Here is a 20,109-nt window from a genome sequence, read left to right as displayed (position 1 = left end):
ATTTTGGTACAACAACATTAACGGATAACACACTTTATTGTTATTCGCCCGTCTGCAGACATTTCGGAAGTTCTCCTGAAAGGGGCACATGTCGCAGCCCTGAAATCCGGCGCGAACCGCGACCGTTACCGAAGTATTTCAGCGCCTTGCTTGACCCAACTAGAATGTGCTTATCAGGTGTTGCGTGAACTCCCGCACTACGTAATGCGTAGAAGGTACCCTCAAAACGTCCTCCGGGAAACAGGCGGCAAAGAAAGTTCCGGCAAACCCACCGCGTATTTCTGACGTTAATCGGGAAGAAAAGCCGTAAATAAAACCAGCGGCAAATCTCATTCCCTTCTGTACTGTAATGTTCATGGAATAAGAAATTTGTAACATGCCGCGAACGCAGAACGAAGAACTGCTGAAAAACATAGTAATATCAAGGCTTTATGTCATATTTACTGAAATGATACACTAAAAGAAATTTGTAACAGGATAACGAAAAAGTCAGTTAGAAACTGCGTTCGGAACTTATTCGGAAATAAAAAAACAAAAAAATGAAAAAGAAATGCAAAAGAAATTATTTTTTTGCTTTTTTATTGCAAAAAGTGTGTCAATAAGCCGTAAAGCGTTGTAAATACTGTGCTTAGGTGTTTTAGTCAAAATTATCCAAATTTATTCTGCGAAAAATAGCGAACAATATTTTACAGATTTCTGCCTGTTATTGGACAACGAAAAATGACCCGGAACAAATATCCGCGCCACTGCGTATTTTTGGCGGTTTATTTTCTTCTTGAATAATCTTTGAGTTCCTGCAGGATTTCTTCGCTCATCATGTGCGAGACGAAGCTTGAATAAACGCTGTTGTTTTGAAGCAGCGGTTCGCTGCGGAGGGCGGGAATTTTTTTCGCCGCTTCCTCAAAGAGCGGAGTGCCCGGAATTGGCGAAAATTCGGCGAGCTTCGGCGTGCCTCCGCAGTCCCGTGCGAAGTCTATCGTTTCCTTTACTGACTGCAGGCTCTGTCTGGGAAGTCCGAGAAGAATGTAGGTTTCGCAGTCTTTCGGCGTGTAGCCGGCGGCGAGCAGATTTTTAACGGCTGTTTTGTACTGCTGTCTTTCAACTTTTCCCGAGCTTGCGCGCGCAATGTCAGGGTCAATGCTTTCAAGCGACAGGCGGAGCGTCTGAAAATTCGCCGAGTTTAACGTTTCCGCACATTCTGAGTCTATCTCCCTCACGTGCAGGCCGTTCGGCGTGTGAAGCGCAAGGTTTCCGTTAAAGCGCGTTTTAACGGCGTTTGCGAGCGGGTAGAAATATTTTTCTTTCTGAATCAGCAGAGCGTCGTCGTAAAAAGCGATATTTTCAATGCCGAGTGACGCTTCAAATTCAATTTCCGCAAGGATTTCTTCCGCTGTGCGGTGAACGTGAACGGGCCAGAGCAGCGACGAAGCGCAGTACTGACAGCGCATCGGGCAGCCGAAAGAGGTCATGGTTATTCCGTAGGGCGGTTTTTCGTACAGCTCAAACGCGGGATGAGGCGCGTCCGGCAGCCAGAAGTCGGTCAGTACCTCATCGGCGCCGAGTGTCGCCGCGTGTTCGGGGCAGAGGCGTGCGTAGATGCCGCCGAGATAAAGGGGCGTGTTCGGAAAATGCCGTTTCAGTATTTCAATCGCGTGTTTTACTCCGCCGTACCAGTAGGTCATAACCGACGTGACAAGTATCAGGTCAGGCTCTCCGCAGCTTTCAAGCCGTGCCTGAAAAGCCGTGTCAGACATGCCGAAACGGCGGTATTTTCTTTTTACTTCAGCGTAGACCTGCGGTTTTTCAATTTCGGTTTCGGCGATTTTTTCGCGCCCGAAGCTTTTTTCTTTTACAGCACCCTCATGTATGCAGTCGATAAAGACAACCTCGTTTTTTCCCTTCAGTTTTTCAAGCAGATAGAGAAGTCCGAGCGGTTTGGACCACAGATCAAAAAAGGCAAAATCCTCAACGGGAGGATTTACCGCCAGAATTTTTTTGCCTGATAAAGTCAGAAGTTCGGAAGTAGTCATAAGAATCCTCCGTTATAAGTACCTAAAAACCAATTACGATACGACCGTTCGTAATTGATAATTCGTCACCGGCAATCGCTTTTACAGGTGCCGACCGGCAAGATTATAGCCCAACGGCGTGAAAGTGCCAACTGTCTTGACAAAAGCTTTTTGCCGCGTATAATAATGCCTGTTTCGCACTAAAACACTTTACAGTGCTAAAGTGCATCCGCGGCGGAACACTAAAGGGGGAGATATGAATGCCAATCACAAAACTTCTTGAAAGAAACGCGGACAAGTATCCGGAAGACATTGCTCTTGTCGAGCTCAATCCGGCAGTGCAGGACAATCTGCGCAGAACGTGGCGGGAATACGATCTCATACAGTCCACAAGCCCCGAGCCGTACCGCCGTGAAATAAACTGGCAGATTTTTGACGAAAAGGCGAACCGTTTTGCCAATATGCTGCTTGCGCGCGGAATCAAGAAAGGCGACAAGGTCGCCATTCTGCTTATGAACTGTCTTGAATGGCTGCCGATATACTTCGGCGTGCTTAAAACCGGCGCTCTTGCGGTGCCTCTTAATTTCCGCTACTCGTCGGACGAAATAGAGTACTGTCTAAACCTTTCGGAGGCTGACGTACTTATTTTCGGACCTGAATTTATCGGCAGGGTTGAAGAAATAGCGGAAAAAATATCCAAAAACCGTCTGCTTTTCTTCGTAGGCGACGCCTGTCCGACCTTTGCGGAAAGCTACACGCTGCAGGTTCAGAATTACTCAAGCAGACGCCCGGGCATAAAGCTTACTGACGACGATTTCGGCGCTATATACTTCTCAAGCGGCACGACAGGCTTCCCGAAAGCGATACTGCACAAGCACCGTTCGCTTGTGCACGCGGCTAAGGTTGAAGCAAAGCACCACGGACAGAAGAAAAACGACGTGTTCCTCTGCATACCGCCGCTCTATCACACAGGCGCGAAAATGCACTGGTTCGGAAGCCTTGTAAGCGGAAGCCGCGCGGTGCTGCTGAAGGGTACGAAGCCTGAGGCAATACTGCAGGCAGTATCCTCGGAACACTGCACGATAGTATGGCTGCTTGTTCCGTGGGCTCAGGACATTCTTGACGCGCTTGACCGCGGCGACCTGAAAAAAGAAGCCTACGAACTCAGCCAGTGGCGGCTTATGCATATCGGCGCCCAGCCTGTGCCGCGCAGTCTCATACAGCACTGGAAAGACTACTTCCCGAAGCACCAGTACGACACGAACTACGGACTGTCCGAGTCCATAGGACCGGGCTGTGTCCACCTCGGACTGAGAAACGTCCGCAAGGTCGGTGCAATAGGCGTGCCGGGCTACGGCTGGGAATGCAAAATAGTCAACGGCAGACGTCAGAAAGTGAAGCAGGGCGAAGTAGGTGAACTCGCCGTAAAGGGTCCCGGCGTAATGTTCTGCTACTATAACGACCCGAAAGCGACCAAAGAAGTGCTTGACGCTGAGGGCTGGCTCTACACGGGCGACATGGCGAAACAGGACGAGGAAGGCTTCTACTACCTTGTTGACCGCAAAAAGGACGTCATAATATCAGGCGGCGAAAACATCTACCCTGTTCAGATTGAAGATTTCCTGCACAAACAGGACGACATCAAGGACGTTGCGGTCATCGGACTTCCCGACAAGCGCCTCGGTGAAATAACGGCGGCGATTATTGAAATTAAGCAGGGGCATACGCTTACGGAAGACGCGGTGCGCGAATTCTGTATGCAGCTTCCGCGCTACAAACGCCCGGTAAAAATCATCTTCGCCGACGTTCCGCGCAACCCTACGGGAAAAATTGAAAAACCGAAGCTGCGCAAAATGTACAACGCGGATAAAATTGTAGAAGAAGAAAATATGGCGTAGGAAAGAACGAAGAACGGCAAACGAAGAACGAAGAACAAAAAAACGAAACACAGACGGGGCATACCTTTTAGGATGCGGTCATAACTGAAAATTATTTAATTTAGTATAGTTTTGAAAAAGCGTTAACGGCATATGCGTTAACGCTTTTTGATTTCAGTTCGTTGTTCTGCGTCCGCTGTTCAAGCTTAGTGAAACGGGCGGCTGTTATATTCTTCCGATTACGTCGCAGGCGAGCTTGATAAGCAGCAGCGAAAGCACGCAGATAAGCATCGGGCGGATGTATTTTGCGCCGTTTTTGAGCGCCAGCCTTGCGCCGAGCTGATTGCCGAGCAGACTGCATATCGTTGTTGGAACCGCGAGCTTCCAGTAGACGGTTCCCGCCATGGCGAAAGCGGCAAGCGAGGCGGCGCCTGAGGCGCAGTTCAGCACTTTGGCGTTTCCGGCAGCGGTTTTGAGGTCAAATTTTGTGACAAGGGCAAAAGCGATGATTGCGAAGGTTCCCGTTCCGGGACCGATAATGGCATCGTAACCGCCTATGCAGAAGCCGATAACGAAGGACATAAGGCCCAGTTTTCTGCCTGAAAAAATACCCGAACGGTCCTCGTCGCTGAAATTTTTGCGGGCAAGGATAACGACTGCCACGAAAGGAATAACCACAAGCTGAAGCGTGCGGAGCGTCATGTCGGAAAGCATAAGCGCGGCGCGCGCGAGGATGTACGAGCCTGTCAGCGAACCGAGCATTGCCCAAAACGCCGCAAAAATATTCATTGCGCCGCTTCTCCAGAATTTAACGGCGGCAAGGAACGTGCCGCAGGCTGCGGAAACCTTGTTTGTCCCGTAAGCGAAATGCGCAGGCATACCCGTGAGGAGATACGCCGGAACGGTAATCAGTCCGCCGCCGCCTGCCGAGGCGTCAACAAAACTGCCGAGCCCCACAAGAAAAGATACCAGAACAAGCATAGGATAAGAAACCGCAAAATCAGACGAAAGAGTGAACATTAAAAGCACCTCTGTAAAAGCAATTACCAATTATCAATTCATTGTGGCGGGCTTGCTTCGTACCCATAGGGCACAAGCAAGCCTTCATTGAAATTAAAAGCGTAAAACAAAAAATCTTGTAAGTCTGTTAACTCTATTAAGGTTCTAAGTTAAAACGTTGCAGCTTGCTGCAACACCTCAATTGGTCATTGGTAATTGGTAATTAATTTTTCAAGCATCCGCAGATGTCGTGATTTGATCCGTTTCCGCCGCTGACACTGAGCGAAGTGATACGAAGCTTTCCCTGTCTGTGAAGCGCTACGGCAAGAGAGATAACCGTGTCGGGGGTAACGCCGATTTCAAGCGCCAGTTCGCCGGGTTTGAGAACGCCGTTTTCAGCGGCGTCAAGAATCTGATCCCCTACAAGCTCAAGCCACTGATTAAAAAGCTGCTGCGTTTCCGGTGTGGCGGAACAGGCTGTCTGCGATGTTTTTGTAATGCACTCAATAAGTCTTGCTGAAACCAGTTCGAGAGATTTTACAAGTCCTGCCGCGTCCTGCTGCTGCAAATTTTTTATGTCAAGCTCCATTCTTCCTGCCTCCGTTGTCTGTTGTTGGGAATATTATATTACAATCCGCGCACTGCCGCACAAAGAAAAAGAAAAAATTCCAAGCCGTTCTGTCCCGTAATTATGCCGGCGGCAAAACTTTTGACGGGAGCAAAAATGCGCAATCTGCGTTATAATATACCTCGGCTGATTGTGGCAAAAGGATGGTTGGCGTGCTTAGGCTCGAATGCGGGAAGATAGGTATTATCTCTGATACACACGGCGATACTGCGGCATGGAGAAAGGCTGTTGAGCTTTTTTCCGACTGCGGAGCGATTTTTCATGCCGGTGACGTGCTGATGCACAATTACGACGGAGCTTTTGTGACGGACAGTCTGGCAAATGAGATAAACGCCTGTTCCTGCGAAATTTTTGCCGCGATGGGCAATTGTGACCGTTTCAGCGATCAGGAGCTGCTTCTGCCTGTTCTTCAGCCGTTTGTTTCGGTGGACTGGAACGGCAGAATTGTCGCCATGGCGCACGGGAATAATCCGGCGCTGCTCAGGCGCGATGCCGCAAACGCCGGCGCGTCTCTTGTGATTTCCGGCCATACGCACGTTGCAAAGCTTGAGAGACTCGGAGACGTGATTTTTGTCAACCCCGGTTCTGCGTCGCGTCCTTTGGGAACACAGCCGGCGTCCGTGGCGGTGGCTGACGCTGAGGGGATTTCGATTTTAACACTGGATGGGAAACATTTGTTTGATGAGGCTTGGATTTAGAAAAAAGAAGCAGACTGAAAGGCCGTCAGCGCGAAAGTCTGTTATTTTCATACACAAAGGTTTTTGGGCGCAGGTTGCGTGGATTGCTTTTCTGCTTGCCGGAAGTTATGCGGCGGCGGCGTGCAGTTCCGTTTCCCTGTTTGCGCTGGTGCTTGTTTCGTCATTTCTCGGACTGACAGCGTTCGGCAGATGGGCACACAGAACCAATCTTGTGATATGCTCGGCGGTTGCGCTGACCGGTTCATTGACGGATATTTTCAGTTGGACGGACGTTGTCCTGCTTTTGGTGGTTATGTGCGTTGCCTGTGGTTTTGTGCGGTATTACCGCGATATGATGCGCGCCGTGTTCCCCGAAATGAGCGCTTTCGCGGACGTTTTATCCTATTGCGCGAGCGATGCGGAGGCTGCATGGAAAGCCCATGCGCTTCTTCAGAGGATGCTGCCTTCATGCAAAGTTTTTGTGCTTCTTGCTGATGGTTCCGGGCTTTTGTATCTTCCGGAACACGATGGCAAAGCGATGCGGAAGCTGAACAGGGCAGGCGGAATTGTCTGGAAATGCTATGCCGGAATGATTCCTTATCGGCGCGTTTCGGTTGTTTTTGAGAAGGACCTGCCGCTTTACAGGGAGGCGCGTTCGCTGATAGCCGCGCCTATGACTGTCTGCGGCGAGGTGCTTGGCGTAATTGAAATAGATTCACGCATACCGTCGTTTTTTTCGACGGAGGACAGGGACAAACTTTCCCTGCTTGCGGCTTTAACCGCACAGGCGGTTTACGCGCTGAGAGCGAAAGAATAATTACGAGTTGCAGTTGGTAATTTGTAAATTGGTAATTTAAGCGAACGAAACGGAACGGCTGACGGAGGCAGATATGATACGAATTGACATGCACGTACACAGTATATATTCGGACGGCACCTATACGCCGGATGCGCTTGCCTGCGCAGCGAAAGCAAGAGGACTGACGTTTATTACGCTGACTGACCACGATACTACGGACGGTCTGCTTGATTTTGACATAGCCTGCCGCAGACACGGAGTTCAGTCGCTGAACGGTGTAGAACTTTCGGCGGAAGCTCCTTATACGCTGCATATTCTCGGTTACAGACTGAAGCCTGGAACGCGTGCGCTTGAGCGCAGACTTGAGTTTATCCGCGAACACAGAAACCAGCGCAATCTTGAAATATGCCGCAAGCTTCGCGAGCACGGACTGGATATAGTTTATGCCGACGTTGCCGCCGAGGCGCACGGTTTTGTCATCGCGCGTCCGCATATTGCCCGCGCACTTATGAAAAAGGGTTACGTCAGCTCAATCGGCGAGGCTTTTGCAAAATATCTGAGCGTGGGGACCCCCGGTTACGTGCAGAGAGAAAGACTGACGCCGCGCGAGTGCATAGAGCTCATCATTGAAGCCGGAGGGCTTCCGGTGCTTGCCCACCCTGCGCAGACGAAGCTGACTGGCAGGGATTTTGAAGATTTGATTTGCAGGCTCAAGGACTACGGTCTTTGGGGAATTGAGGCAAAATATTCCAAGAACAGCGTGTATCAGAATTACGATTACATGCAGGAAGCCAAACGGTTTGGCCTGTACCCGACTGCCGGATCTGATTTCCACGGACACCCCGGGCAGACTATTCAGCTTGGCATAGACGTTGACGAAAATTTACTGCCGTGGGCGAGGCTCGGTCTTTCGATATAATGAACTGGAAACCGGCGGACAGGGAAAATATAGAGGCTCTTGCCGACTGGCTGCTTACCGAGGCAAAGCGCAGGGGCGCAGAAGGCGCCGAGGTTGCGTATTCCGAGGGTGAGGGAAACAGTCTTTCGCTTAAAGACGGAGAGGTTGAGGAGTGCATTTCGGGCGCAAGTTCAGCGCTCGGCGTCCGCGTGCTGCTCGGTGGCGGACGGCAGGGTGCCGCAAGCGGCGACAAGTTTGACAAGGCTTCCGTTTCCGAACTGCTTGACTGGAGTCTTTCAAACGCAGGGTCAGCCGAGCCGGAAGAAGGCGTTTTTCTTTATAGCGGCGAACCTCTTTTTGCCGACCCCGAAATCTTGCGGATTGACCCTGAAATAGACAGAATAACAGCGCAGCAGAGAATGGAAAGCTGCAGGCAGCTTACGGCTTTGGCAGGCAGCGCGGACAGCAGGATAATTTCCGTACGCGCAGTTGTCTGGCAGGACGGACGGGGCAGCGATTTTTACGCTTCGACAGAGGGGCTTTCGGGCTGGGAGAGAGGCAGTTCCGCAAGCTGCGAGGCTGTAGTCCTCGCACAGCAGAACGGCTGTACGGAGATGGGCGGCTACGGCATGGATTCGCACAGGCTCTGCGAGCTTGACGTTGAAAAAACGGCGCTCCGCGCCGTTTCGGACGCTGTTTCGGCTCTCGGGGGCTCTCCTGTGAAGACGGGAAATTACACGATAGTACTGGAACCGGAAGCAGCGGCATCGCTTATTGAAATTACCGGCGATTTGTTCTGTGCGACGGATATTCAGAAGAACAGATCCATGATGAAAAGCAAGCTTGGAGAAGCCGTTGCTTCGGCATGCTTTACCCTTTCAGACAACGGGCGGATTCCATGGAAGGCAGGAACCTCCTGCTGGGATTCCGAAGGTGTTCCGACCGGCGAAACCGTGCTTATAGAAAACGGCATAGCGAAGAATTATCTGTACAATCTTCAGAGCGCGTACAAGGACGGGGTAAAATCGACAGGGAACTGTGTCCGCGGACTTTCAACGCTGCCGAACACGGGCTGCTCAAATCTTGTGCTGAAAGGCGGCGGCGAGACGGAGCAGGCGCTTGTAGCGTCGCTTAAAAAAGGCATATACCTCACGGAGTTTATGGGATTGCATACAATTGACCCTGTCAGCGGAGATTTTTCCGTCGGTGCTAAGGGACTGCTGATTGAAAACGGTGAGAAAACACGCCCCGTGAGCGGCATAACCATTGCCTCGAATTTGTTTGATTTTCTGAAAAACATAACTGCGGTGGGCTCCGACGTGCAGTTTTTTGACGCCGTTTCGGCAGCCGCCCTCGTTGTTGAAAACATAACGGTTGCCGGAAAGTAAAAGAGGTTGAAGCGATGAAGAAAACGGCTTTTTTTACAAGAATATTCGCGGTGGTGTTTCTGCTGCTGGTTTTGGCTTCCGCATGCTGTGCTTCGGAAATAGCTCTGTTTGTGAAGGGTGTAAACAAAGGCGAGGTTCCGGCAAAGACTGAGGCGAACCGGACGTATGCCGCCCTTGACACAGTGGCACAGCTGCTTGGCTGTGAAAGGAAAGATATATCGGAGGGGACTGCATTTATTCTGAACGGCAAAAAAGCCGAGGTGTGGGACAAGTCTGAAATTGCGCGCGTCAACGGTGTTGTAAGCATGTTCGGCGCTCCTGCCCGTTTTGCGGACGGGCACTGGTGGGCAGAATATAAATCTGCGGAAAATTTTTTCAACAATTTGTGCCGCAGTGCGGGAATTGACGCGTCAGTTTCGTTTTCCGAAAAGAAAGAAAAGAAAAATATTTCCGGCAGTACGGCAAAATCTTCAGTTAAGGCTGAGATAACTACAGCATTGGAAACCGGTATTTCGCTTGCCGGCGGGACTAAAGACGCAAAACGTTCCGACGAAACAGAAAGCAAACTTACGAAACCGGCGGTGAAAGAAACTGCCGGCGCCGGTACAAAAACCGTTCCTGATAAAGCTGCCGAAAAAAAGGCAGCGGCGAAAGAAACCGCCGCACCGAAGCCGGAGAAACAGACAACAGAGGAGCCCGAAAAGACAGCAGAACAGCCTGTTGAAAAAAACGCCGAAAAAGTTCAGGCAGCTTCCGCCGGCACCGCCAAAACTGTTTTTACAAAAAAACGCCGTCCGGTTATAGTCATTGACGCCGGACACGGAGCGCATGACCCGGGGGCTCTGGGACACGGTGTCCGCGAGAAGGACATAAACCTGAAGGCTGCAACCGAGCTTGGAAAAGTTCTCAAAGATTACGGTGCCAGCGTTATGTACACGCGCAGTACGGACGTTTTCCTCAAGCTTCAGGAGCGTACGGCGTTTGCGAACAAACACAACGCTGACGTCTTTGTTTCTCTCCACTGCAATTCGCTTCCAAAGCCGAGTGACAGCACGAAAGGCATAGAAATATACCTCATGGCTTCGCCGCGCGACAAAGATTCTCTGCGCCTTGCCATTGAAGAAAACAAGGAAGTCAGTAAGGATGTCAGCTCTGTCGCCGCTCTGGAAAACGCTGACAAAAAAACAAGACTGCTGCTTAAAATTCTCGGAGACATGCAGCAGAACAACAAAATAAACGAGAGCACGCAGCTGATAGAATCAATGAACAAGAAAATTAAAGCAAACAGACTGCAGATGAGAAAAGTCAGCCAGGCGCCGTTCTTTGTTCTCCGCGGAGCGGGAATGCCTGCCGTGCTGGTGGAAATGGGTTATCTCAGCAGCGCTGAAGACGCGGCAAGGCTTAACAGCGCGTCCTACAGGGAACGCCTTGTCAGCAGTCTTGCGCAGGGTATAGTTGATTATATACAGACGCACGTTAAACTTTAAACCGGCTGGAAACGTACAGCGGTTTTAAAACAACGGGAGGGATAGAAAATGCCTGAAAGACGATACAGCCGTTTCGATCCGGAATACAGCGAGCAGAACGGCGGATTGTTCGACGATTTTGACGATACGGACGACGAATACGGGGAAGCGCCGCGCAGCCGTTTTGAAGACGCTGACAAGGGAAGCCTGTTCGGCGGAAGAAAGAAAAAGAAAAAAGCTGCCTTTGAAGAAACCGAAGGCAGGCTCTTTGAAGACGGCACGGAGGACGATTACGACGAAGACAGCGAACCTCCGCGTACGCCGCTGGCTGTCCGTATTCTGGCAATGCTCGTTTTCCTTGCGGCTATATTCGCCGCGGGATATTACGGGACAGGTTACCTTGCCGGTGTTATGGGGCATGAAGACAGGCCTGCTGCGGAAAAAGGAACTGCTCAGTTTCAGAAAAGCGGAAAGGAACAGGAGAAAAAACAGACGCCTGTTTCAAAAAGTGACGGAACCGCAAAATACAAGCTGTTTATTCCGAACGGGAAGGATTTTTCCGTCCGCAGCGTTGAAATTTCCCGCGGAACTGTCGAACAGGATATGAAAAAACTGCTTGAAATGTATTTCGCAAACCTGAAAGAAGCCGGAATTATCTCTTCGGACGTGACAATCCTGAATCTGTTTAAGAGCGACAATCTGCTGTACCTCAATCTTGGCGGAGATTTTGAAAACAATATGTCCAAATTGGGTGAAAAACAGGCGGCGGCGTTGATAACGGGTATGCTTTCCATACTGAAGGAAAATTTCTCCGTTAAAAAGATAAAATTTTATGTGAACAGCCGCCAGCCTGGTGTAACGCAGCCTGTTGACCTGTCCGAACAGTGGGAGCTTTAACATGAAGAGAATTGACGGACGCGCGGCGGACGAACTGCGCAGAGTAAAGCTTGAAAGAAACTGCAATATGTACGCGGAAGGGTCCTGTCTCATAGAGTGCGGGAATACAAGAGTGCTTTGTACGGCTTCGGTGGAAGAAAAGGTGCCTCCTTTTCTCCGCGGTATGGGACAGGGCTGGGTGACAGCGGAATATTCAATGCTTCCGCGCGCCACAAAGGAAAGAAACAGCCGTGAAATCAGCAAGGGCAGGCCGAATTCCCGCGGTACGGAAATTCAGAGGCTTATAGGGCGCTCTCTCCGTGCGGCTGTCAAGCTTGACGAGCTTGGCGAATACACGATAACGATAGACTGCGACGTCCTGCAGGCTGACGGCGGTACGCGCACCGCATCGGTAACCGGCGGTTTTGTAGCGCTTTTTGACGCGCTTCGCACAATGGAAAGAGAAAAAAAACTTGTAAAAATACCGCTTAAAGAGCAGATTGCCGCCGTAAGCTGCGGTATGGTGCTCGGTGTCCCGATGCTTGACCTCTGCTATGCGGAGGACTCTTCGGCAGAAGTGGATTCAAATTTTGTCATCACGGGTCACGGTGATTTTGTAGAAATTCAGGGCACGGGCGAAGGAAGGGTGTTCTCCCCGGACGAACTGCACCGGCTCACGGAACTTGCGGGCAAGGGAGTGTCCGAGCTTCAGAGACTCCAGCGTGAAGCGCTTGAACTGACGGAATACGAGGAGAAACTGTTTGCATGAAAGTAGTGCTTGCCAGCGGAAACGCAAACAAATACAAAGAAATGAAAGAAGCTCTGGCGCCTGCCGGTATTGAGCTTGTGTTCGGGAAAGAGCTTATTCCAGAGCTTGACGTTGAGGAAACGGGTTCAACCTATGCCGAAAATTCGCTGCTCAAGGCAAAAGCCTGGGCAGAGGCGACAGGAATGGCCGCACTTGCCGATGACAGCGGACTTGAAGTTGAAGCGCTGGACGGACTGCCGGGAATAAATTCCGCAAGAATAGTTTCAGGCAGCGACGCTGACAGGACAGACTGGCTGCTTGGCGAACTTAAGGGCAGAGAAAACAGAAACGCGCGTTTTGTGGCGTGTCTGACGGTGGTCTTTACGGGCAGCGCACAGCCTTTGTCGGTTACGGGCTACTGCGGCGGAAAAATCGCAGAGGAACCGCGGGGGGATTCCGGCTTCGGTTATGACCCTGTTTTTATTCCGGACGGCTATGATAAAAGTTTTGCCGAACTCGGCGCTGGGGTAAAGGAAAAAATATCTCACAGGGCAAAGGCACTTGCGGCACTCAGACAGCTTTTTATGCGGTTTAACCGTACTGAAACCAGAAGCGGTGTCCAGATTTTCAGAGCAGGAAAATAAATAAAAAAAGTTCTTGCGCGATGCACAAAAAAGTGTATAATATTCCCTTGTATGTAACTTGGAGTATTATCGCTTGGAGGCAGTCCGGGCGGTTTGCATTCTTGGAGGTGCTACGTATGAAAGCAGTATTGACAGTGATTCACGTCATAGTTTGCATAGCTCTTATTGCGGTCGTGCTTATGCAGCACAGAAAAAGCGGCGGTTTTACAGGCGCGTTCGGCAGCGGTACGCAGGCTGATATGAGCGGCAACGGAACATGGCAGCGCATGAGCGGGCTTCACAAAGCAACAGCCGGACTCATTGCGGCATTCATGGTTCTTTCGATACTCCAGCTGATTATCCGTTAGCAGATAAAAAGCCAAAAAACTTCCTTCCGTCAGCCGTTTTTCCCACGTTAACGGCAGGCGCCTTCCCGGTGGCGAACCTTCGCAATCGCCATGTAAAGGAAGGAGAAAGAAGATTTGGAAATAAAACAGAAAAAAGCAGCTTCATTTAGGAGGAAACAACATGTTGGGAACACGTTCTTACATGGCCAAAGGTGAAGAAGTTAAACGCAAATGGTACGTTATAGATGCAACAGACAAACACCTCGGCCGTCTTGCAGTACAGGCAGCCCGCATACTTATGGGCAAAGACAAACCGACCTACACGCCTCACGTTGACACGGGCGACTTCGTGGTAATCGTAAACGCCGAAAAAATCGGTCTTACCGGCAAAAAGCTTGATCAGGAAACATTCAAACACCATACGGGTTACATGGGCGGACTCCGTTCAGAGACCTACAAAGAAGTGCTTGAACGCAAACCTGAGCACCTTATCGAGAGAGTTATTAAAGGCATGCTTCCGAAAACGAAACTCGGTCGTGACATGTATCGCAAACTCAAAGTCTACTCAGGCCCTGAGCATCCGCATACGGCACAGCAGCCTGAAGAGCTTAAGTAGGACAGGGGGATAAGGTTATGGCAGCAAAGAAAACGGCGGCTCCGGCCTTTATCTGGGGCACAGGCAGAAGAAAGAACGGCATTGCACGCGTTCGCATTCGTGAAGGCGCAGGTGCGTTTCTTATCAACAACCGCGAAGTAGAAAATTATTTCCCGCGTCCGATTTGGGCGTCAAAAGCTAAGGAAGCGCTTGCCGTTGCAGGTCTCGAAGGCAAAATAGACGTATTTGTCAACGTGCACGGCGGCGGTCTTACAGGACAGTCAGGCGCGGTTTCGCTTGGTCTTGCAAGAGCTATCATAAAATTTAATCCGGAACTTCGTCCGGTTCTTAAAAAAGCCGGTCTGCTCAGACGCGACCCGAGAATGGTCGAACGCAAAAAAGTCGGACAGCCGAAAGCAAGAGCCAACAAACAGTTCTCAAAACGTTAATTACGCAGTATGCGTTTACAGTCTCCCGCAGGGGAGACTGTTTTTTTTGAGGGTATTAGGATACGGACGAAAATTGAACAGATTATTTTGTTCCCCATAAAGACAGAACTTTATTCAACAGTTTGTGAAAATAAAACGACCGGCATCAGCCAGTCGTTTTTGCGTGTTCTCAGAATTAATATTTCAACCCGAATATAGGGTGGAAAATACGCTCGTCATGCAGGAATTCAGCCTGTTTGTCAAGCGCTTGTTTGGCGGTTTCGCCAAGCGATATGGCAAGAGCCGAAGTAAGTATGTGCGTAAGGAAAAGAGGTCCGATAATGCTGCTTCCGAAGGTTGGACTTGAAGCTGACACGAAGAAGCTGAGATTTGCGGAGCGGCACACGGGTGCAGCCGGTGAATCGCTTATGGTAACGATTTTTGCGCTGTTTTGTACGGCTATCTCTATCGCTTCGCTTACCTCGACTGTATAGCTTGGAAGTTCGCACGTTATGACTACGTCGCCTTTTCTGACGCAGCGCATCTGTTCCCAGAGAGTAAGTCCGCCCCTGCGGAAAAGCGTTGCCTTGCAGCCCATTACCGTGAGCCTGAGCTGAAGCATTTCCATCACAAGGGAGGATATTCCCCAGCCAACGCAGTAAATGTTGTTTGCCTTTGAAAGCAGGTCGCAGAAATAGTCAACGTCCTTGTCCGTAATCTGTTTCATCGTATCTTCAATGTTCACCAGTTCGGCGTGATATATGCTTTCTTCAACACTGTTGTCGGAATGCTGCGCACGCGCAAGAAGCGCCGATGGATTGATCTGTTCAAGTACGCAGTCCTGAATTGCCGTCTTAAGCTCTGAGTAGCCTTTGAATCCGAGATTCTGCGCAACTCTGACGAGCTGCGCTTTTGACACGTTAAGCTGTTCGGCGATTGCCCCTATTGAGAGATACGAGGCTTCGCGCATATGTGAAAGCAGATATTCAGTAACCCTGCGCGCTTTGTTCGGCATGGTCTGCATACGTTCCGTAAGCAGTTTCTGAAGTTCCAGATTCTCCATCTGTATCCTGTCCTTTCTCTTATCCGCAGATAAGCAGTTCCAAAGTTTATCAGTATTTTTATTTTTGTCAACTGCGTTTGATTATTTTTAACTTTTGTTCAAAATTGTTCAAAATTTCACAAATAAGAAATACTCAATAACACTGCTAATTTTTCCTGTGATAATGTATAATAAGAGCAGAAAATACGCGGCGTTCAGCGCATGCCAAAAGCCGCAGCATACCCGGAGATCGTAACGTGAAAAAACTGTATGCCGTTTTGTCCGTGTTGTTTTTGTTTCTGCTTTCTCCTCTGCCGGTTTTCGCGGCTGAGGAAATTCTTGATTACAGCCAGCTTGTTTCAATTCAGAAAAACAGCGATATCCGCGTTAAGGAAAGCATAAGGATAAACGTTGAAAACGTGAGCGTAACGCACGGAATAATCAGGAAATTTCCTGTCGTGCGCACCGATGCTCTGGGACGCCGGCGTCCTGTCGGTTTTGCGCTTGACGGAGTGCTTTTGGACGGGGAAAAGCTACCCTGCTCTGTCGAACGTGCGGGCGGCGAGTGCCTGATTCGCATAGGAAGCGCGGACGCCGTTATACCGCACGGCGTACACGTTTTTACTCTGTTTTACACCGTCAGGGGTGAAATAGGTTTCTTCGATGACCATGACGAGCTTTACTGGAACGTAACGGGAAACGAATGGGATTTCCCGATACGCAGGGCTTCCTGTGCGGTACAGCTGCCGGAAACAGCTTTCGGAAAAGGTTTTACTGCGATTGAATGGTACGTCGGAAGCTATGGGGAGAAGGGCGCAAAAAACGATGCGCAGCTTACTGCGGAAAATTCCGTTCAGACAGTCCGCACGCTGCTTCCCGGAGAGGGGCTTACGGTTGCTTTCGGCTGGAAAAAGGGAATTGTTGCTCAGCCGCCGCTTCCTAAGCTTGACGATCCGAAAACACATTCCGTTATCGGAATATTGGTTTTCCTTGCGGTGCTCGGCTGGCTTTTTTACGCATGGAACCGCTGGGGACGGGATCCTGTTAAGCCCGTGATACCGCTGTTTCATGCTCCTGAAGGAATATCGCCCGCGGCGCTGAGCTATGCCGAAAAGCTTGAGTTTGACGACAGGACGCTGCTTTCCGCGGATATCGTAGACCTTGCGGTTAAAGGAGCGCTCACGATCGAGAGGACCGGCGGGGAACGGAAACTGATTTTTAAAACTCCGGTCAGTTATATTCTGCATAAAACTGATACTTTGCCCGAAAATCTGACAGAAGACGAAAGACAGCTGTACAGCAGACTGTTTGATAACTGTGATACGATTGATTTGTCCTGCGAACAGTATGAAACGCTTAACGCTGCGGAAATCAGCGTTAAAATGGCGTGCAGACAGCAGCTTGGCAGGCTTTGCGAAAGCAACACTGCCCCGTTTTCCGCGGCTGCCCTGATTTATGTCTTGGGTGTCGCGCTGCTTTATTTTCGCAGCGACGAGTTTTTTCCGCTGGATATGTTTGCGTGCGGCATCGGCGGTGTTATTATGTTCCTGACAGCAATGCAGCGCGGCAAAAAGCCCGGACAGCTCAATTTTGGGACTTTTTTCCGCCGCATTCTGTTACAGATTGTTTTTGCCGGAATCGGCGCATTGATTGTTTCATCTCTTGGCAACAACCCGCTTCCGTTTGTTGTTTTCAGCGCGTCCTGCGCCGCAGTTTCGGTCTTTCGTCCGCTCATGCAGGCAAGGAACGAACGCGGCGCCGAACTGTACGCTGCCGCTGAAGGTCTGAAAATGTACATGACGGCGGCAGAAAAAGACAGACTTGAAATGCTTAATTCTCCGGAAGAAACGCCGCAGCTTTTTGAAAAACTGCTGCCTTACGCGCTTGCTTTCGGCGTTGCGGAAACGTGGGCTGACCGTTTCAGCGGTGTGCTTGCCGATGCCGCCTATAAACCGCGGTGGTACAGCGGAAGCGTAGTTTGGATTCCGCGCGATTTTACGGGCACCTTCGGAAACAGCGTCCGCTCGGCGGCAGTTCCCGTTTCGCAGGGTGACAGCGCAGGCAGTCTCGGCGGAAGCTGGGGCTCGGGACTCGGCGGCGGAGGTTTCTCCGGCGGGGGCGGCGGAGGCGGCGGCGGAAGCGGCTGGTAAAGATAATTACCAATTACCAATGACCAATTGAAGGTTGTATAGTAAAGGTGGACACTAGGAAGGAAAAACGAATGAAGAAATTTATTTTTTTTACGGCGGTATTGTCTGTGATTTTTTCTGCTGCGTGCTGTTTTGCTAAGGACGAAAAACTCTTTCAGTCCTATATTCTTACCGCGGACGGCGGAAGAATAAATACGACGGCTTTCAGCAAATCAGGCGATTTGTGGATTGAAGCTGCTGCCCTGCAAAAAACCGGAACGGTGCTTGAAAGCGTTCTTGACGGAAAAGGTTTTGTCATTACGGTACAGAACCCCGCCGCAGTTTTCGGAATTCCATCTTTGGAACAGCTTGCCGGCAATACGCTCAGGCTCCATTTCAGGGCTGCCGAAGTGCAGAAAATAAAATATATCAACGTTTCCGGTCTTGAAAAACTGACAGGCTGTTTTGTTGAAACGTCAAACGGTCAGCCCTGCGTCCGCGTGCTTCCGAAAGAAATAGCGGCTTTTCCTGCGAAAAGCACAACAGGGCTGCAACAGCCCATAATTTTGGCGTGGGAATACGTCACGTCGTACAGTCCAGAGCTTGCGTCAGAGCCTGTAATTAACGGGCTTGACGTCATCTCTCCGACATGGTTCAACCTTGAAAGCGCAGACGGATTTGTTTCAAACATAACGTCTCCGGCTTATACCGCTGAAGCGCACAAAAGAGGAATGAAAGTATGGGCGCTGGTGTCAAACAGCTTTAACAGACCGCTGCTGACAAAGGCTTTTTTGCGCAGTGCGCAGGCAAGAAAGCTGTTCACTGCACAGCTTCTTGCATTTTCAAAACTCTACGGGCTTGACGGCTTCAACTTTGATTTTGAGAAGATTGATGTGGCGGACAGGGACGCGTTCACACAACTGCTCCGCGAAGCGGCGCCGTACCTGAAAGAAGCGGGTCTCGTCGTCTCGGTTGACGTGCACAAGCCGGCGAATACCAATATGTCAAAAAGCCACGACAGAAAAGCGCTCAGTTCCATTGTTGACTACATTATGGTCATGACGTATGACCAGCACTGGGCAGGCTGTCCGACCGCCGGTTCCGTAGCTGACCTGCCGTGGACGAAATACGCACTTTACCTGACGCTTCAGGAGGGCGTTCCTGCGGAAAAAATGCTGCTCGGCGTTCCTCTCTATATGCGCCGCTGGGTATGCACCCCGCTTCCTAACGGAAAAGAAAAGGTCAAGGGCTCCACCCTGACTATGCCTGATTCGGACGAACTCATACGGAAACACAAGCTTGTGCCGGTGTGGCTTGCGGACAAAAAGCAGGACTATTACGAATTCAGCGAAAAAGGACAGAAAATCAAGGTCTGGGTTGAGAATGCAAAATCGCTTGCGGAAAGGGCGGCTTTGATTAAAGAATTTAACCTTGCGGGGGCAGCCTGCTGGCGCAAAGGACATGAACAGCCTTATGCCTGGAAAGCGCTTGCGGAGCAGCTTCAGAAAAACAGCGGGAAATAAAATTACTGCGCCGGAGATATTCCAACATTTCGGATTTAGAGTATAATAAACAGGTTAAACGAACGGGGGTACTGCTATGACCGAAGACGAAGTTTTGCAGCTTACGGAGCTTTACGAACGCCTTGATACGGCGGATACGGAGGACGAGCTGAGAGAAACCGCGGAAAAAATTCTTGAACTTGACCCGAAGAATGCCTGCGGTAGGCTTGCCCTTTGGAAATCAATGGACATAGATGAGGCTGTGGACAATCTTGAGCTGCTGGAAGACGCGCTTGAAGAACAGCGCGCACACGTGCAGGCGATGGACGCAATGCCTTCTGTTTCCGACAGCAGGGATGCGCAGGTGTACGGCTCAATGCTGCTTAACCTTGCGCAGAGCTATCTGTCGCTTGCCTGGGCTGACGACGAAAATCCTGACCTTGACAGGGAAGAACAGGCTTTGGAGCTTGGCAGGGAACTGCTGCAGCTTGACAAAAAAGAGGAATTTTTCCCCGCTCGCGACTTGATTTACCGCTGTATGCTTGACCTTCAGATGTACAACGATATTTTCCGCATGCTTGAAGACGAAGACGAACCGTCTGTAATGGGCGAGCATGCGCGCGTCATGGCAATGCTTGAAACGGGAGCGGACGCCGGAGAAGTGCGTGATGCAATGCTTTATGCCATGTCGCTGGCGCCTGACGTTCCGACCCTTCTGCTCGGGATATGGGATATGCCGGAGGACGATAACGCTGACGAAGACGAGGAACTTACGGCAATGTACGCCAACTATCTTGCAGTTCCCTGGTGTTCAAGCGAGCGCAGGATAACGACGATTTCAGTGCCGGCGTTTCTTTTCTGCTACCTGACAGACCGGCTTGAGGACAAAAAGGAAATCAAAGCCCTTGAGGAATGCTACGAAACGCTCGGAATCCTTGACGAAGTGCGTGAGGCAAAAGAGCGTATTCAGGCGCTTCCTGCGGAAGAAACGCAGCTTGAAGAAATTGACTCCTACGCGCTCGGTGAAACGGCGCAGCTCGTTGAAAAAATGGCAGAAAAGGAATAAGACAATTACCGG

At 50.4% G+C, this 20,109-nt stretch carries 19 protein-coding genes; 15 read left to right on the top strand and 4 right to left on the bottom strand.

The annotated features are described in order from the left end of the window. Positions 1-764: 764 nt before the first annotated feature. Positions 765-2,030 carry a radical SAM protein gene (locus KBS54_03350; GenBank protein ID MBQ0055166.1) on the bottom strand — a complete coding sequence of 422 codons (1,266 nt, stop codon included), beginning with the start codon at positions 2,028-2,030 and terminating at the stop codon, positions 765-767. A gap of 239 nt (positions 2,031-2,269) precedes the next feature. Between KBS54_03350 and KBS54_03345 the strand changes: the two genes are divergently transcribed. After that, entirely contained in the window at positions 2,270-3,907 is a 1,638-nt protein-coding gene (locus KBS54_03345; protein MBQ0055165.1) for an acyl--CoA ligase, read from the top strand. Positions 3,908-4,111: 204 nt separating this feature from the next. Here the strand turns inward: KBS54_03345 and KBS54_03340 are convergent, their stop codons facing one another. Both KBS54_03340 and KBS54_03335 read right to left on the bottom strand, forming a co-directional pair. Then, positions 4,112-4,906: a TSUP family transporter gene (locus KBS54_03340; protein MBQ0055164.1), complete on the bottom strand. Its 795-nt coding sequence runs from the start codon at positions 4,904-4,906 to the stop codon at positions 4,112-4,114. 202 nt (positions 4,907-5,108) lie between these two features. Continuing rightward, the gene (locus tag KBS54_03335) at positions 5,109-5,474 is read right to left on the bottom strand and encodes a hypothetical protein (protein ID MBQ0055163.1); all 366 of its coding nucleotides are present in this window, start codon (positions 5,472-5,474) and stop codon (positions 5,109-5,111) included. A 182-nt stretch (positions 5,475-5,656) separates the two neighbouring features. On the opposite strand from KBS54_03335, the gene KBS54_03330 reads away from it, so the two are divergent. From KBS54_03330 to rpsI, 11 genes are all read left to right on the top strand, one after another. Next, positions 5,657-6,211: a YfcE family phosphodiesterase gene (locus KBS54_03330; protein MBQ0055162.1), complete on the top strand. Its 555-nt coding sequence runs from the start codon at positions 5,657-5,659 to the stop codon at positions 6,209-6,211. Further along, positions 6,195-7,007: a hypothetical protein gene (locus KBS54_03325; protein MBQ0055161.1), complete on the top strand. Its 813-nt coding sequence runs from the start codon at positions 6,195-6,197 to the stop codon at positions 7,005-7,007. Before KBS54_03330 ends, KBS54_03325 begins: the two co-directional genes overlap by 17 nt. A gap of 73 nt (positions 7,008-7,080) precedes the next feature. After that, entirely contained in the window at positions 7,081-7,908 is an 828-nt protein-coding gene (locus tag KBS54_03320; GenBank protein MBQ0055160.1) for a PHP domain-containing protein, read from the top strand. Continuing rightward, positions 7,908-9,275, top strand: coding sequence for a TldD/PmbA family protein (locus tag KBS54_03315; GenBank protein ID MBQ0055159.1), 1,368 nt, complete (start codon positions 7,908-7,910; stop codon positions 9,273-9,275). Before KBS54_03320 ends, KBS54_03315 begins: the two co-directional genes overlap by 1 nt. A 14-nt stretch (positions 9,276-9,289) precedes the next feature. Then, a complete protein-coding gene (locus KBS54_03310) occupies positions 9,290-10,762 on the top strand; it encodes an N-acetylmuramoyl-L-alanine amidase (protein MBQ0055158.1) in 1,473 nt (490 codons plus the stop codon). Between the two features lie 48 nt (positions 10,763-10,810). Further along, entirely contained in the window at positions 10,811-11,638 is an 828-nt protein-coding gene (locus KBS54_03305) for a GerMN domain-containing protein (GenBank protein ID MBQ0055157.1), read from the top strand. 1 nt (position 11,639) lies between these two features. Further along, entirely contained in the window at positions 11,640-12,386 is a 747-nt protein-coding gene (gene rph / locus KBS54_03300; GenBank protein ID MBQ0055156.1) for a ribonuclease PH, read from the top strand. Next, positions 12,383-13,009 (top strand): RdgB/HAM1 family non-canonical purine NTP pyrophosphatase, encoded by a 627-nt coding sequence (gene rdgB / locus KBS54_03295; GenBank protein MBQ0055155.1) that lies wholly within the window; start codon positions 12,383-12,385, stop codon positions 13,007-13,009. The genes rph and rdgB overlap by 4 nt, the downstream gene beginning before the upstream one ends. Positions 13,010-13,125: 116 nt before the next feature. Further along, positions 13,126-13,356 carry a preprotein translocase subunit SecG gene (gene secG, locus KBS54_03290; GenBank protein ID MBQ0055154.1) on the top strand — a complete coding sequence of 77 codons (231 nt, stop codon included), beginning with the start codon at positions 13,126-13,128 and terminating at the stop codon, positions 13,354-13,356. Between the two features lie 160 nt (positions 13,357-13,516). Next, positions 13,517-13,951: a 50S ribosomal protein L13 gene (gene rplM, locus KBS54_03285; GenBank protein ID MBQ0055153.1), complete on the top strand. Its 435-nt coding sequence runs from the start codon at positions 13,517-13,519 to the stop codon at positions 13,949-13,951. 17 nt (positions 13,952-13,968) lie between these two features. Further along, positions 13,969-14,379 carry a 30S ribosomal protein S9 gene (gene rpsI / locus KBS54_03280; GenBank protein ID MBQ0055152.1) on the top strand — a complete coding sequence of 137 codons (411 nt, stop codon included), beginning with the start codon at positions 13,969-13,971 and terminating at the stop codon, positions 14,377-14,379. 175 nt (positions 14,380-14,554) lie between these two features. On the opposite strand, the gene KBS54_03275 is transcribed toward rpsI, so the two are convergent. Beyond that, complete coding sequence (locus tag KBS54_03275) at positions 14,555-15,421, bottom strand: MurR/RpiR family transcriptional regulator (protein MBQ0055151.1); 867 nt, start codon at positions 15,419-15,421, stop codon at positions 14,555-14,557. Between the two features lie 236 nt (positions 15,422-15,657). Between KBS54_03275 and KBS54_03270 the strand changes: the two genes are divergently transcribed. From KBS54_03270 to KBS54_03260, 3 genes are all read left to right on the top strand, one after another. Next, a complete protein-coding gene (locus tag KBS54_03270; protein ID MBQ0055150.1) occupies positions 15,658-17,550 on the top strand; it encodes a DUF2207 domain-containing protein in 1,893 nt (630 codons plus the stop codon). A 71-nt stretch (positions 17,551-17,621) separates the two neighbouring features. Further along, complete coding sequence (locus KBS54_03265; GenBank protein ID MBQ0055149.1) at positions 17,622-19,052, top strand: hypothetical protein; 1,431 nt, start codon at positions 17,622-17,624, stop codon at positions 19,050-19,052. A 76-nt stretch (positions 19,053-19,128) separates the two neighbouring features. Further along, positions 19,129-20,097: a hypothetical protein gene (locus KBS54_03260; protein ID MBQ0055148.1), complete on the top strand. Its 969-nt coding sequence runs from the start codon at positions 19,129-19,131 to the stop codon at positions 20,095-20,097. Positions 20,098-20,109: the final 12 nt, after the last annotated feature.

This window comes from Candidatus Equadaptatus faecalis, assembly GCA_018065065.1.
Classification (GTDB): domain Bacteria; phylum Synergistota; class Synergistia; order Synergistales; family Synergistaceae; genus Equadaptatus; species Equadaptatus faecalis.
The sequence above is the reverse complement of the archived record's forward strand: the minus strand, read 5'-3'. Positions and strand labels throughout refer to the sequence as shown.

Coding starts and splice junctions, on each gene's coding strand:
- KBS54_03315 (MBQ0055159.1), top strand. CDS start 7,908: ATGAACTGGAAACCGGCGGACAGGGAAAATATAGAGGCTCTTGCCGAC.
- KBS54_03330 (MBQ0055162.1), top strand. CDS start 5,657: ATGGTTGGCGTGCTTAGGCTCGAATGCGGGAAGATAGGTATTATCTCT.
- KBS54_03335 (MBQ0055163.1), bottom strand. CDS start 5,474: ATGGAGCTTGACATAAAAAATTTGCAGCAGCAGGACGCGGCAGGACTT.
- KBS54_03310 (MBQ0055158.1), top strand. CDS start 9,290: ATGAAGAAAACGGCTTTTTTTACAAGAATATTCGCGGTGGTGTTTCTG.
- KBS54_03320 (MBQ0055160.1), top strand. CDS start 7,081: ATGATACGAATTGACATGCACGTACACAGTATATATTCGGACGGCACC.
- KBS54_03305 (MBQ0055157.1), top strand. CDS start 10,811: ATGCCTGAAAGACGATACAGCCGTTTCGATCCGGAATACAGCGAGCAG.
- KBS54_03350 (MBQ0055166.1), bottom strand. CDS start 2,030: ATGACTACTTCCGAACTTCTGACTTTATCAGGCAAAAAAATTCTGGCG.
- rplM (MBQ0055153.1), top strand. CDS start 13,517: ATGTTGGGAACACGTTCTTACATGGCCAAAGGTGAAGAAGTTAAACGC.
- rph (MBQ0055156.1), top strand. CDS start 11,640: ATGAAGAGAATTGACGGACGCGCGGCGGACGAACTGCGCAGAGTAAAG.
- KBS54_03260 (MBQ0055148.1), top strand. CDS start 19,129: ATGACCGAAGACGAAGTTTTGCAGCTTACGGAGCTTTACGAACGCCTT.
- KBS54_03265 (MBQ0055149.1), top strand. CDS start 17,622: ATGAAGAAATTTATTTTTTTTACGGCGGTATTGTCTGTGATTTTTTCT.
- rpsI (MBQ0055152.1), top strand. CDS start 13,969: ATGGCAGCAAAGAAAACGGCGGCTCCGGCCTTTATCTGGGGCACAGGC.
- rdgB (MBQ0055155.1), top strand. CDS start 12,383: ATGAAAGTAGTGCTTGCCAGCGGAAACGCAAACAAATACAAAGAAATG.
- secG (MBQ0055154.1), top strand. CDS start 13,126: ATGAAAGCAGTATTGACAGTGATTCACGTCATAGTTTGCATAGCTCTT.
- KBS54_03325 (MBQ0055161.1), top strand. CDS start 6,195: ATGAGGCTTGGATTTAGAAAAAAGAAGCAGACTGAAAGGCCGTCAGCG.
- KBS54_03340 (MBQ0055164.1), bottom strand. CDS start 4,906: ATGTTCACTCTTTCGTCTGATTTTGCGGTTTCTTATCCTATGCTTGTT.
- KBS54_03275 (MBQ0055151.1), bottom strand. CDS start 15,421: ATGGAGAATCTGGAACTTCAGAAACTGCTTACGGAACGTATGCAGACC.
- KBS54_03345 (MBQ0055165.1), top strand. CDS start 2,270: ATGCCAATCACAAAACTTCTTGAAAGAAACGCGGACAAGTATCCGGAA.